This window comes from Streptomyces sp. NBC_00247 (genome assembly GCF_036188265.1).
Classification (GTDB): Bacteria; Actinomycetota; Actinomycetes; order Streptomycetales; family Streptomycetaceae; genus Streptomyces.
Window position 1 is genome coordinate 5,386,568 of sequence record NZ_CP108093.1, and the last position, 12,718, is coordinate 5,399,285.

Genomic DNA, 12,718 nt, shown 5'->3' on the forward strand with positions numbered 1-12,718 from the left:
GGAGTTCGTCATGTCCGTGTCTTCTGCTGCCCTCAACACCCCCGATTCCTCCGCCGCTTTCGACGCGGACACCGCCCCGCTGCCGGTGCTCGGCAAGGACGTCACCGTCCCGCTCGTCACCGGCGGCGAGGTCACCTACGCGGCACTCGACTACGCGGCCAGCGCCCCGGCCCTCCAGCGCGTCTGGGACGACGTGGCCGCCTACGCGCCGTACTACGGCAGCGTCCACCGCGGTGCCGGCTACCTCTCGCAGCTCTCCACCGACCTCTTCGAGAACAGCCGCGCCACCGTCGCGGAGTTCCTCGGCTGCCGCCCCGGCGACCAGGTGATCTTCACCCGCTCGACCACCGACTCGCTCAACCTGCTCGCGGCCGTGATCCCGGCCGACTGCGAGGTCTTCGTGTTCGAGACCGAGCACCACGCCTCGCTGCTGCCCTGGCGGGACGCCCGGGTCACCTACCTCAACGCGCCGCGCACCCCGCAGCAGGCCGTCGAGACCCTGGAGCGCGCGCTCGCCGACCGGAACCCCTACGGTCCGGCCCTCGTCTGCGTCACCGGCGCCTCCAACGTCACCGGCGAGCTGTGGCCGGTCAAGGAACTGGCCGCCGCCGCCCACGCGCACGGTGCCCGCATCGTGCTGGACGCCGCCCAGCTCGCCCCGCACCACCCGGTGGACATCGCCGCACTCGACGTCGACTGGGTCGCCTTCTCCGGTCACAAGCTCTACGCCCCCTTCGGCTCCGGCGTCCTCGCCGGGCGCGCCGACTGGTTCCAGGACTCCGAGCCCTACCTGGCCGGCGGCGGCGCCTCGAAGAAGGTCGCCCGGCGCACCGACGGCGGCGTGGACGTGGAGTGGCACACCACCTCCGCCCGCCACGAGGCCGGTTCGCCCAACGTCATCGGCGTCTACTCCATCGCCTCCGCCTGCAAGGCCCTGACCGAGGCCGGTTTCGACAAGCTGGTCGCCCGCGAGCAGCGACTGGTCGCCCGGGTCCGCACGGGCCTCGCCGAGGTGCCGCAGGTCAAGGTGCTCTCGCTCTTCGGCGACGACGCCCCGCGCGTCGGCGTCATCTCCTTCGTGGTGGAGGGCTGGAACAGCTCCCACTTCGCCGCCGCGCTCTCCGCCGAGTACGGCATCGGCGTCCGCGACGGCCTGTTCTGCGCCCACCCGCTGGTCCGCACCCTGCTCGGCAGCGACCCGCAGGACCCGGGCGAGTGCGGCGCGCCGGAGGCCGAGCCGGGCGAGCGCTCCCTGAACGCCATCCGCGTCAGCTTCGGCGCCGGTACGCCGGACGAGCACGTGGACCGGTTCGTGCGCGCGGTCGGCGAGCTGGTGAGCGAGGGTGCCCAGTGGAAGTACCGCACCGAGGGCGGCCGTTGCGTCCCGGACCGGGGCGCCGCGCAGATCTGACGGCGATGCCGGTAACACTTCGGCCGGGGACGGGCAGCTGCCCGTCCCCGGCCGAAGTGCTGCCGAGGACCGCTCCGTAAGCGGTGGTTACGCGTCGAGGCCGATGGCGAACGCGGCTTCCAGGTCGTGCTGGGAGTACGTACGGAAGGCCACGTGGGTGTCGGTGGCCTCCACGCCCGGGATCTTGCTGATCTTGCCGGGGATGACCTCGGCGAGGTCGTCGTGGCGGGCCACCCGGACCATGGCGATCAGGTCGTACGTGCCGGTGACCGAGAAGACCTCGCTGACGCTGTCGAGCGCCGCGATGGACTCCGCGATCTCCGGAATCCGGTCGACGCTGGTTTTGATGAGCACGATCGCGGTGATCACGGCTGGCTTTCTCCCTCGGTGGCCGTGGCTGGTGTCTTCACTCTAGCCCCACGCCGGTGGGGCCCCCGGGCCAGGACGAATCCTGCTCCGAACCCCGTCACGTGTGCCAGGTAGGCCACGCCCGGACCGCTCCCCGCGCTCCGGGCGGCCAGCCACTGGAGGACGAACCAGAAGAGGAGCACGATCCAGGCCGGGAAGCGCAGCGGCAGGAAGAGGAGGAAGGGGAAGATGCTGGTGACCCGCGCCCGGGGGAAGAGGCGCAGGAACGCCCCGAGCACCGCCGAGATGGCGCCGGAGGCCCCGACCAGCGTCTGCTCGGAGCCGGAGTACGCCGCCGCGTAGACGACGAGGGTCAGACAGCCGCAGCCCGTGTAGAAGAGGGCGAAGCCGAGGTGGCCCATCCGCTCCTCGGCCATGGCGCCGAACACGTGCAGGAAGAGCATGTTGCCCAGCAGGTGCAGCCAGCCGCCGTGCACGAAGAGGGCGGTGAACGGGGTGAGCCACGCGTGCGCCGGGCCGCCCCACAGTTCCGCCGGGATCACGCCCCAGCGCTCGAAGTATCCGGCCTGGGCGGCGAGTGCCGCGTCGGCGGTGGCGTAGGACGGGCCGAGGCCGGAGACCGGGCTGACCACGAAGACCAGGCAGCACACCGCGATGAGGCCGTACGTGACGGGGGCGTCGCCCGCCGCCGCCGGGAGGCGGAGTCTCCGTACCGCGCCCAGAGGGTCGCTGCCACGCCGTTCGATCATGTACGGAGCATGACGTACCGGGACGGAACGGTACGGGCCGCCTCGCCGTGCCGGTGGTGGGGTGCGAGGCCGTAGGGTTGCCCCAGGACACCGCAGTTCGACGGCGCACCGCGAGATCCTTGAGGCAGGACAGGACGGGGCTCGGTCCGGGACGGCACCAGGCCCCGACGACGAAAGAGGACGGCACGATGACGACGGTTCCCCAGCCGACCGACGCGACCCGCTGGCGCTGCACGCTCTGCGGGAACCTCACTCGTTTCGACGTGACGAGGTCGTCGAAGGTGGTGGAGTACATCCACCTCGACCTGGCCGGTGACGCCAGTGTCGAGGAGCGGGAGGTCGTCAGTGAGACGATCGAATCGGTGCGCTGCCGCTGGTGCAACGCGGTGGATCAGATCGAACTGGTGGACAGGCCAGGTGCCGACTCCTGACGGAGTCGCACCACAGACACGATGGGGTGACGGATGGTGGAGCAGCCGACCAACGGCGCTGATCCGGCCGATGGGGCCGACGGCGCCGTCGAGGCGCTCGACCGCCCGCTGCCCGAGGGAGTGCGGCGGCGGGTCGTCGCACTGGTCTCGGACGCCTTCGGGGGTCTGACGGTCGGAGAGCTGCCCGCCCAGCTGCGTCAGTACGCCCGCTTCACCCCGACCAGGCGGGCGAAGTTCGCCGGGAACGCCATGGCCGCGGCCCTGGAGGGCGACGCGCGCTTCCGCGGGCGCATCGGGGAGCGGATCGCCGCCGCCCAGCCCGAGCTGGCCCGCGCCCTGGAGGCCGGCGCGCCGCCGGCCGCCGCCGATCCGGTGGACGTCGCCGCCGCCGCGTACGTGCTCCGCCCGGTCGGCTGGGTCAAGCTGGTGCAGGCAGCCGGCGAGGAGGTCCAGCGGGCCAGCGCGGAGCGCGCCGACGACGAGACCCGGCGCGAGACGGAACGCCTGCGCGAGGAACTGGCGCACGCGCGCGACCAGACGAAGACCGACACCGAGCGGCTCCGCGCCGAACTGGACGCCGCGCGCAAGGAGTCCGAGTCGCTCCACCGCAAGCTGCGCAGTGCCCTCAGCGAGGTCAAGCGCAGCGAGGCCGCGGTACGCCGGGCCGCAGCCGAGGCGGACGCCGTACGCGCCGAGACGGCGGCCCAGGTCTCCCAGGCGGAGAGCGAGAACCGCCGGCTCAAAACGCGCCTGGCGGAGGCCGAGACGGCCGTGGAGACGGGCCGCAGAGCCGCCCGCGAGGGCCGTTCGGTCGAGGACATGCGGCTGCGCCTGCTGCTGGACACCGTGCTCGACGCCGCCGCGGGGCTGCGCCGCGAACTCGCGCTGCCGCCCGCGACGTCCCGCCCCGCCGACGGGGTGGACGCGGTCGAGCCGGGCCGGATGTCGCCCAAGGACATCGCCGCCAGGGCGCTGTCGGAGACCGACCCGGCGCTGCTGGACCAGCTGCTGGCCCTGCCGCAGGCGCACCTGATCGTCGACGGCTACAACGTCACGAAGACCGGCTATCCGCAGATGCCGCTGGAGAAGCAGCGGTTGCGGCTGCTGGGCGGGCTCTCGATGCTCGCCGCGCAGACGGGCGCCGAGATGACCTGTGTGTTCGACGGGGCGGAGCTCGCCGTGCCGGTGCTGCTCGCGCCGCCGCGGGGGGTCCGGGTGCTCTTCAGCAAGGCGGGGGTGACGGCCGACGAGCTGATCCGTCAACTGGCCCGTGCCGAACCGCCGGGACGGCCCGTCGTGGTGGTCTCCACCGACCGGGAGGTGGCGGACGGAGTGGCCAAGGCCGGTGCCCGGCCCGTCGCTTCCGCCCTGCTCCTGAAGCGGCTTTCGCGCGTCTGAGGGCTGTCCGCGGTCCGTGAGGGCCGGTTTGGCGTGGCATGCCGCACGCGGCCGGATTCGGAGAAACGTACCGTCAACTCCTGGCCGCTCGCGGTGCGTCGAGGGTGGGAAAGTGCCGGGTGTGACGAAGTTCTTCCGGGAAGGATTTGAACTGATCACAGCTTGGTCACTAGGGTCATGCCTCGAACCTTCGCACGGTTGATCACTCATTCGGGGTGGCGGCGAAGGAACCGCCGAGTCCGTGAAGTGTGCGGAGCCGGGTCGTTCCGGGTGTTTCCCCTCCGGTCTGGTAGGCGGCTCTGAGGAAGAAGGAGCTCGCCTTCGTGGCGTCCCACCGTCGACCCAAGCAGCCGAGCCGTGCCCGTGTGACCGTGCTCACCGCGACCGCGGCGGCCGCCGTGGCCCTGTCCGCCCAGGCCGCGCACGCCGACCCGAAGCCGACCAAGGCCGAGGTCAAGGAGAAGGTCGACAAGCTCTACGCCGAAGCCGAGGCCGCCACCGAGAAGTACAACGGGGCCAAGGAGCAGCAGGAGAAGCTGGAGAAGGAGGTCGACGCCCTCCAGGACAAGGTCGCCCGCGAGCAGGCCGACCTCAACAGCCTCCGCGGCGAACTCGGTTCGATCGCCACCGCGCAGTACCGCTCCGGCGGCATCGACCCCTCCGTGCAGCTCTTCCTCGCCTCGGACCCGGACACCTTCCTCGACCAGGCCTCCGCGCTCGACCAGCTGACGGCCAAGCAGACCGAGTCGCTGGAGAAGATCCAGGCCAAGCAGCGCAGCCTCGCCCAGGAGCGCAAGGAGGCCGAGGCGAAGCTCTCCGAGCTCTCCGAGGTCCGCGACGCCCTCGGCGCGAACAAGAAGAAGTACCAGAAGAAGCTCGCCGACGCCCGGGCCCTGCTGAACACCCTCACCGCCGCCGAGCGGCAGAAAATGGCCGACGACGACGCGCGCGCCAGCCGCTCCGCCGGCACCCGAGTCGACCTGGGCAACGAGGTCCCGGCCTCCGCCCTCGGCGCCGCCGCCCTCGCCAACGCCGCCACGCAGATCGGCAAGCCGTACGTCTCCGGCGGCACGGGCCCCAGCTCGTTCGACTGCTCGGGCCTCACGCAGTGGGCCTACGCGCAGGCGGGTGTCGCGATCACCCGCACCACGTACACCCAGATCAACCAGGGCACGCAGATCGGCCGCAGCTCGCTGAAGCCGGGCGACCTGGTGTTCTTCAACAACACCGAGCACGTCGCCCTCTACGCGGGCGACAACACGGTGCTGCACGCCCCGCACCCCGGCGCGTACGTCCGCTACGAGTCGATGGACACCATCGGCAGCTTCCAGGTCGGCGTCCGCATCTGACGCACCGGCCCGACGCCCGAACGGGCGAATCGGTACGCCCCCGCACGACGCCCCGCCCCGACGGAGACCGAGGTCACCGCCGGGGCGGAGCCGTTTCGGCCCCCCGCGCGGCCGTTCCGGTCCTTGGCCGTCGTGCAACCGGACGATTACTGTCTGTCTGCTGTGCGGCCCCCGTCCGTCGGCCCGCCCGGCCCGGGCGGCAGGGGGCCGCGTGCGTACGCGCGCAGCGGAAGGAGCACGGCCCGTGGCGTCCCATCGCCGTCCCACCCAGTCCGGCCTCAACCGGGGCGTCCGCGCCACGGTGCTGACCGCCGCCGCGGCGAGCGCGGCCGCCGGCCTCACCGGGGCGCCCGCGAGCGCGGAACCGGCGCACGACCGGGAGGCCACCCGGGCCCGCGTCGACCAGTTGTACGGCGAGGCGGAGCGGGCCACCGAGAAGTTCAACCGGGCCGGCGAGGACACCGACCGCCTCCGCGAGAAGGTCGACCGGGCCCAGGAGGCCGCCGCCCGCACCCAGGCCGCCCTCAACGAGATGCGCGGGGGCCTCGGTGCCGTCGCCGGGGCGCAGTACCGCGCCGGATCCCTCGATCCCGCCCTGGCGCTGCTGTTCTCCTCGGACCCGGACACCTACCTCGACCGGGCCGCCACCCTCGACCGGCTCGGCGAGCGCCAGTCGCTCGTGCTCGACAAGCTCCGCCGGACCCGCCAGAAGATGGAGCAGATCCGCGCCGAGGCCGCGGACGACCTGCGGGACCTGGAACGCGGCCGAGCCGCCGTGGCCCGCCACAAGCACACCGTCGAGACCAAGCTCGCCGAGGCCCGCAGGCTGCTGGCCGCCCTTCCCCCCGAGGAGCGCGCCGCCCTCGACGACCACGCGTCCCGCTCCGGCCGTCCCCCCGGCCCGGGCGGCTCCGGGGGCCCGGAGGCCCTGCGGGCGGCCACCGGAAGCCTTCCGGGCTCGGCCAGAGCCCTGGCCGCCCTGGCCGCCGCCCAGCAGGCACTGGGCAGCCCGTACGTCTGGGGAGCCAACGGCCCGGGCAGCTTCGACTGCTCCGGGCTCATGCAGTGGGCCTACGCCCGCGCGGGCGTGAGCCTGCCCCGCACCTCCCAGGCCCAGCGGTACGCGGGCCGCATGGTGCCGCTCTCCCAGGCACGCCCCGGGGATCTCGTCGCCTACCGGGCGGACGCCAGCCACATCGCCATGTACGCCGGGAACGGCCAGGTCATCCACGCCCCGTACCCCGGTGCCCAGGTCCGCTTCGACCCCGTCGGCATGATGCCCGTCTCCTCGGTCACCCGCGTCTGACCGTACGATCGGCGCAATGGCAGAACTGGCGCCACCCCGGTCCGACGCGCGGCGGGGCCGCCCCCGCACCCGGCGTGCGGCGGGCGCCCCGCTCGTCGGCCTGCTCGTCGCCGGGCTGCTGTCCGCCGGAGGGTGCGCCGCCCCCCACCGCACCGCCGACGCCGCCACCGCCCGACAGATCACCACGGTCCTGGACCGGCGGGCCGCCGCCGTGCTGCACCACGACACCGCCGCCTACCTGGCCGTGGTCGACCCGGACGCCACCGCGCTGCGCACGGCCCAGCGCACCACGCTGGCCGCCCTGGCGGACGTGCCCCTGCGGTCCTGGACGTACACCGTGAAGGCGGTGACCGCGCGGGGCGCCGACCGGGCCAGCGCCGACGTCGAGCTGGACTACCGCGTCGCGGGCTTCGACACCGCGCCCGCGACCGCCCGCCGCACCGTGGAGCTCGCCCGGGACGGCTCCGCCGGGTCCTGGTACCTCACGGCGGACCGGCCCGCGAAGGGCGCGGCCGTACCGCTGTGGGACCAGGGCAAGGTGGTCGCGGTGCACGGCACCCACAGCCTGGTCCTCGGCGTCGGCCGCCCGGCGAAGGAGCTCCGCGAGATCGCGGAGACCGCGGACGAGGCGGTCCCGGCCGTCTCCACCGCCTGGCCGGACACCTGGGCGGCGCGGGTGGTCTACCTCGTCCCCGCCTCCACCCGGGACATGGCGGAGCTGCTGGGCTCGGCGGACGGGAGCTACCGCGGGATAGCCGCGGTCACTACCGGCGCGGTCTCCGACGGCGAAGGGCACCCGGGCCTCGCGGACCGGGTCGTCGTCAACCCGGAGGCGTACGCCACCCTCGGCACCTTCGGCCGCAGGGTCGTCCTCACCCACGAGACCACGCACGTGGCGACCCGTACCACCACCACGGCGGCCACCCCGCTCTGGCTCTCCGAGGGGTTCGCCGACTGGGCCGCGTACCGGCAGGAGGACCGTACGGCCGGTGAGATCGCCCCCGAACTCGTCACCGCGGTCCGCGCCCGGGACCTGCCCGCCGCGCTGCCCCTGGACGACGACTTCGCCTTCGACCGGGACGCGGACGAGCTGGCGCGGGCGTACGAGGGCGGCTGGCTCGCCTGCGCGCTCATCGCCGGGGAGTGGGGCGAGGACGCGCTCAGGGAGCTCTACCGGGAGGTGGGGGCCCACGACGGACGCGGGGGGGCGGTGGACACGGCGATGGAGAAGGTCCTCGGCATCGGCGAGCGGGAGTTCACCACCCGTTGGCGGAACTACCTCGCCGACCGGCTCGGCTGAGGCACCCGGGCAGCCGGTCCGACCGCCTCCTCCGCGGCCACCGGTCCAGCCGCGCGCCACAGCCTCGCCGCCGCGATCACCGCCGCGGCGACCAGCAGCCCGTTCCGCACCAGGAGCAGGGCCACGCCCGTGCCGTCGCTCGCCACCACGTGCACGAAGCCGAGCGGGAACTCCAGGAAGGTCACCGGGCAGGCCAGCAGGACCAGGCACACGGGCCGGCCCATCCGGCTGCCCGGGAGGACCAGGCAGACCGCGGCCAGCCCGACCAGCCACACCAGGTACTGCGGGCTGATCACCCGGCTCGTCGTCGTGAACAGCAGCACCGCCGTGAACGCCGCGTCCGCCGCGGTGTGCGCCGCGAACGTACGCGCCCGCAGCCGCCACACCACCAGCCAGCCGAACCCCGCCACGCTCAGCCAGAGCGCCAGCGACGACACCAGGCCCACCCCCGGCCCGAGGAACTCCATCGAGCCGTAGGACAGTTCGATCCGTCCCGGCCAGCCGGACCGCCGGGCCAGATGGAGCGCCAGCCCGCCCAGCGACTCGATCTCGGTGCCCCGGTCCCGCTGATGGGCGAGGAACCCGAACGCACCCGGCATCGCCAGCCAGAACCCCGCCGCCACCACCCCGGCCACCACCACCGCCGCCGACCAGGCACGCCGGGTCACCCGCCCCGGGGCGGTCCCCAGCAGCACCAGCACCGGCCACACCTTCAGCAGCGCCCCGAACGCCGCCAGCGCCCCCAGCACCCTCGGGCGCCGCACCCCGGCCAGCAGCCCCGCCACCGCGACCGCCGCCACCATCAGGTCGTACCGGGCGTAGACGGTCGGGCCCAGCAGCGGTACTCCCGCCACCCAGACCCAGGCGCCCGCGCGCCGCGCCCCCGGCCGGGAGCCCGCCCGCGCCAGCACGCCCAGCACCAACGCGTCGCAGACCAGCACGAGCACGGAGAACGCCGTCGCGTACTCCAGGAACGGCAGCAACGCGGGGGCCAGGACGGGCAGCGCCGCCGCCGGCGGGTACTGCCAGGTGAGGTCGCCCGGCGGGAAGACCCCGGTGCGCAGCACGTCGTACCAGCCCCGGTAGATCACCGAGACGTCCACGGTGACGTCCAGACCCGGCGCGGTGGCCACCTTCAGCACCCAGAGCAGCAGAGTCGCCCTGGTCGGCACCCAGACAGCGAGGAGTGCCACCGTGCCGGCCCGTCCCGTCATGGCGCTCCCAAGGGTCCGTCGTCCGGAGCCATGATGCCGGGCGCCGCCTCGCGCGGGACTCAGGCGCGGCCGGGAACCGTTCCCGGACCCGGCGGCCGGGGGACGTACCGCTCCGGGTGGCGGTCCGTCACGCGCCGGGCGTCCGTTACTGTCGGCGGCGATGGACAAGACCCTGATCGTGACCAACGACTTCCCGCCCCGCCCCGGTGGCATCCAGGCGTTCCTGCACAACATGGCGCTGCGGCTGGACCCCGGACAGCTCGTCGTCTACGCCTCCACCTGGAAGCGGACCGAGGAGGGCGTACGGGCCACCGCCGACTTCGACGCCGAACAGCCCTTCACCGTGGTCCGGGACCGCACGACGATGCTGCTGCCCACCCCCCGGGTCACCCGCCGCGCGGCCGGGCTGCTGCGGGAGCACGGCTGCGCCTCCGTGTGGTTCGGCGCCGCCGCCCCGCTCGGCCTGATGGCCCCCGCGCTGCGCCGGGCCGGGGCCCGCCGGCTCGTCGCCACCAGCCACGGCCACGAGGCGGGCTGGGCCCAACTGCCCGCCTCCCGGCAGCTGCTGCGCCGCATCGGGGAGGGCACCGACACGATCACCTACCTCGGTGAGTACACCCGGTCCCGGATCGCCGCCGCGCTCACCCCCGAGGCGGCGGCCCGCATGGTGCAACTCCCGCCCGGCGTCGACGAGAAGACCTTCCATCCGGCGTCCGGCGGCGACCGGGTCAGGGCCCGGCTCGGGCTCACCGACCGGCCCGTGGTCGTCTGCGTCTCCCGGCTGGTGCCGCGCAAGGGCCAGGACACCCTGATCCTTGCGATGCCCGCGATCCTGGCCCGCCACCCCGACACCGTGCTGCTGATCGTCGGCGGCGGCCCGTACGCCGAGGACCTGGAGCGGCTCGCCGCCGAGACCGGGGTGAGCCGCTCCGTGCGCTTCACCGGCTCCGTGCCCTGGGAGGAGCTCCCCGCGCACTACGGCGCCGGCGACGTCTTCGCGATGCCCTGCCGGACCCGGCGCGGCGGCCTCGACGTGGAGGGCCTCGGCATCGTCTACCTGGAGGCCTCGGCCACCGGGCTGCCGGTGGTGGCGGGGGACTCGGGCGGGGCGCCCGACGCGGTCCTGGACGGCGAGACCGGCTGGGTGGTGCGCGGCGGCGACGCCGAGGACACCGCCGACCGGATCGTCACCCTGCTCGGCGACGCGGAACTGCGCCGCCGGATGGGGGAGCGGGGGCGTGAGTGGGTCGAGGAGAAGTGGCGCTGGGACCTGCTCGCCGACAAGCTCCGCACCCTGCTCTGACCGGGCGCCGCGCACGACGGGAGGCCCGTACGCGATCCGATCGCGTACGGGCCTCCCGTCGTGCGCGGCGGGATCAGCCGCCGTAGATCGACTCGATCTCGTGGGCGAAGTCCTTGGCGACCACGTTCCGCTTCAGCTTCAGCGAGGGGGTGATGTGCCCCGCCTCCTCGGTGAGCTGGGCGTCCAGGACACGGAACTTGCGCACCGACTCCGCCTTGGAGACCGCCGCGTTCCCGTCGTCCACCGCCCGCTGGATCTCCGCCAGCAGTTCGGCGTCCTCGCGCAGCGAGCGGGCGGTGGAACCGGCGGGCCTGCCGTGCTCGTCGGCCCAGCGGCCGAGGAACTCCTCGTCCAGCGTGACCAGCGCGCCGACGAACGGCCGCCCGTCGCCCACCACCATGCACTCGGCCACCAGGGCGTGGGCGCGGATGCGGTCCTCGATCACCGCGGGGGCGACGTTCTTGCCGCCCGCCGTCACGATGATCTCCTTCTTGCGGCCGGTGATCGCGAGATAGCCGTCCTCGTCCAGGGTGCCGATGTCACCGGTGTGGAACCAGCCGTCGGCCAGCGCCTCGGCGGTCGCCGCCTCGTTGCCCCAGTACCCCGTGAACAGGTGCTCGCCGTGCAGCAGGACCTCGCCGTCGTCGGCGATCCGCACCACCGAGCCGGGCAGCGGCTGGCCGACCGTACCGATCTTCGGCCGGTCCCACGGGTTGAAGGCGGTGGCGGCGCAGCTCTCGGTGAGGCCGTAGCCCTCCAGGACGGTGAAGCCGATGCCCCGGTAGAAGTGGCCGAGCCGCTCGCCGAGCGGGGCGCCGCCGGAGATCGCGTACTCGCCGCGCCCGCCGAGGACCGCGCGGAGCTTGCCGTAGACGAGCTTGTCGAAGAGGCGGTGCCGCAGCTTCAGTCCGAGGGAGACGCCCTTGGGGCTGCTCAGCGCCTGGCTGTGGGCGATGGCCGTCGACGCCGCGCGGTCGAAGATCCGGCCCTTGCCGTCGCTCTGCGCCTTGGCGCGGGCCGCGTTGTAGACCTTCTCGAAGACGCGCGGCACCCCGAGGATCAACGTCGGCCGGAACGAGGCCAGTTCGTCGGTGAGGTTCTTGATGTCCGGTACGCAGCCGAGCTTGATCGGCGCCATCACGGCCGCCACCTCCACGAGCCGCCCGAAGACGTGCGCGGTGGGGAGGAAGAGCAGCACCGAGCACTCACCGGTACGGAAGAGGGGCTTGAGCCGCTCCACGATGTTGCCGCACTCCGCGAAGAAGCTGCGGTGGGTGAGCACGCAGCCCTTGGGACGGCCGGTGGTCCCGGAGGTGTAGACGATGGTGGCCGGGTCGTCGGCCTTCGCCGCGGTCGTCCGCAGGTCCACGGTCTCCTCGGAGACCTCGCCGCCGCCCGCGTTCAGCTCCTGGACCGCGCCCCCGTCGATCTGCCAGACCTGCTTGAGCTCCGGCAGCCCTCCCCGTACGGAGGCGACCGACGCGGCGTGCGCGTCGCTTTCGACGATCACCGCGACGGCACCGGAGTCGCCCAGGATCCACTGGATCTGCTCGGGCGAACTGGTCTCGTACACCGGTACGGTCACGGCGCCCGCGGTCCAGATCGCGAAGTCGAGGAGCACCCACTCGAAGCGGGTGCGCGACATCAGGGCGACCCGGTCGCCGGGCTGCACGCCGGAGGCGATGAGGCCCTTGGCTGCGGTTCTGACCTCGGCCAGGAACTGGGTCGCGGTCACGTCGGTCCACACTCCGGCCACCTTGCGGCTCATCACCGCGGTGGCGGGATGCTGAGCGGCGTTGCGGCGGATGAGATCCGTCAGGTTGCCGTCCGTGGGGACCTCGTACAGGGCCGGAAGGCTGAACTCGCGCAAGACTGCTGCTCCTCATCG

Annotated in this window: 11 protein-coding genes; 7 read left to right on the forward strand and 4 right to left on the reverse strand. The window is 73.5% G+C overall.

The features are described 5' to 3' along the window. Positions 1 to 10 precede the first annotated feature (10 nt). The gene (locus OHT52_RS23455; RefSeq protein ID WP_328722147.1) at positions 11 to 1,411 is read left to right on the forward strand and encodes an aminotransferase class V-fold PLP-dependent enzyme; all 1,401 of its coding nucleotides are present in this window, start codon (positions 11 to 13) and stop codon (positions 1,409 to 1,411) included. An 87-nt stretch (positions 1,412 to 1,498) separates the two neighbouring features. Here OHT52_RS23455 and OHT52_RS23460 read toward each other — a convergent pair whose 3' ends face one another. After that, on the reverse strand, positions 1,499 to 1,780 hold the full coding sequence (locus OHT52_RS23460) for an Lrp/AsnC family transcriptional regulator (RefSeq protein WP_328722148.1): 282 nt from the start codon (positions 1,778 to 1,780) through the stop codon (positions 1,499 to 1,501). Continuing rightward, entirely contained in the window at positions 1,777 to 2,529 is a 753-nt protein-coding gene (locus tag OHT52_RS23465) for a rhomboid family intramembrane serine protease (protein ID WP_328722149.1), read from the reverse strand. The genes OHT52_RS23460 and OHT52_RS23465 overlap by 4 nt, the downstream gene beginning before the upstream one ends. Positions 2,530 to 2,717: 188 nt before the next feature. Between OHT52_RS23465 and OHT52_RS23470 the strand changes: the two genes are divergently transcribed. The 5 genes from OHT52_RS23470 (at position 2,718) to OHT52_RS23490 (ending at position 8,313) form a co-directional block, all read left to right on the forward strand. Next, on the forward strand, positions 2,718 to 2,960 hold the full coding sequence (locus OHT52_RS23470) for a hypothetical protein (RefSeq protein WP_266703465.1): 243 nt from the start codon (positions 2,718 to 2,720) through the stop codon (positions 2,958 to 2,960). A 36-nt stretch (positions 2,961 to 2,996) separates the two neighbouring features. Then, entirely contained in the window at positions 2,997 to 4,358 is a 1,362-nt protein-coding gene (locus OHT52_RS23475) for an NYN domain-containing protein (protein ID WP_328723866.1), read from the forward strand. 323 nt (positions 4,359 to 4,681) lie between these two features. After that, positions 4,682 to 5,707: a C40 family peptidase gene (locus OHT52_RS23480; protein ID WP_328722150.1), complete on the forward strand. Its 1,026-nt coding sequence runs from the start codon at positions 4,682 to 4,684 to the stop codon at positions 5,705 to 5,707. Between the two features lie 244 nt (positions 5,708 to 5,951). After that, positions 5,952 to 7,013: a C40 family peptidase gene (locus OHT52_RS23485; RefSeq protein ID WP_328722151.1), complete on the forward strand. Its 1,062-nt coding sequence runs from the start codon at positions 5,952 to 5,954 to the stop codon at positions 7,011 to 7,013. A 25-nt stretch (positions 7,014 to 7,038) separates the two neighbouring features. Further along, positions 7,039 to 8,313, forward strand: a complete 1,275-nt coding sequence (locus tag OHT52_RS23490) for a hypothetical protein (RefSeq protein WP_443046810.1) — start codon at positions 7,039 to 7,041, stop codon at positions 8,311 to 8,313. On the opposite strand, the gene OHT52_RS23495 is transcribed toward OHT52_RS23490, so the two are convergent. After that, positions 8,289 to 9,527: a glycosyltransferase 87 family protein gene (locus OHT52_RS23495; RefSeq protein ID WP_328722153.1), complete on the reverse strand. Its 1,239-nt coding sequence runs from the start codon at positions 9,525 to 9,527 to the stop codon at positions 8,289 to 8,291. The two genes, OHT52_RS23490 and OHT52_RS23495, sit on opposite strands and share 25 nt — an antisense overlap. A gap of 160 nt (positions 9,528 to 9,687) precedes the next feature. Here OHT52_RS23495 and OHT52_RS23500 point away from each other — a divergent pair, with 160 nt between their 5' ends. Next, positions 9,688 to 10,830 (forward strand): glycosyltransferase family 4 protein, encoded by a 1,143-nt coding sequence (locus tag OHT52_RS23500; RefSeq protein ID WP_328722154.1) that lies wholly within the window; start codon positions 9,688 to 9,690, stop codon positions 10,828 to 10,830. A gap of 73 nt (positions 10,831 to 10,903) precedes the next feature. Here the strand turns inward: OHT52_RS23500 and OHT52_RS23505 are convergent, their stop codons facing one another. Continuing rightward, a complete protein-coding gene (locus OHT52_RS23505; RefSeq protein ID WP_328722155.1) occupies positions 10,904 to 12,700 on the reverse strand; it encodes an AMP-dependent synthetase/ligase in 1,797 nt (598 codons plus the stop codon). Positions 12,701 to 12,718: the final 18 nt, after the last annotated feature.

What these genes read in the sequence shown, in the direction of transcription:
- OHT52_RS23455 (WP_328722147.1), top strand. Translation starts at nt 11, where the DNA reads ATGTCCGTGTCTTCTGCTGCCCTCAACACCCCCGATTCCTCCGCCGCT.
- OHT52_RS23465 (WP_328722149.1), bottom strand. Translation starts at nt 2,529, where the DNA reads ATGATCGAACGGCGTGGCAGCGACCCTCTGGGCGCGGTACGGAGACTC.
- OHT52_RS23470 (WP_266703465.1), top strand. Translation starts at nt 2,718, where the DNA reads ATGACGACGGTTCCCCAGCCGACCGACGCGACCCGCTGGCGCTGCACG.
- OHT52_RS23495 (WP_328722153.1), bottom strand. Translation starts at nt 9,527, where the DNA reads ATGACGGGACGGGCCGGCACGGTGGCACTCCTCGCTGTCTGGGTGCCG.
- OHT52_RS23500 (WP_328722154.1), top strand. Translation starts at nt 9,688, where the DNA reads ATGGACAAGACCCTGATCGTGACCAACGACTTCCCGCCCCGCCCCGGT.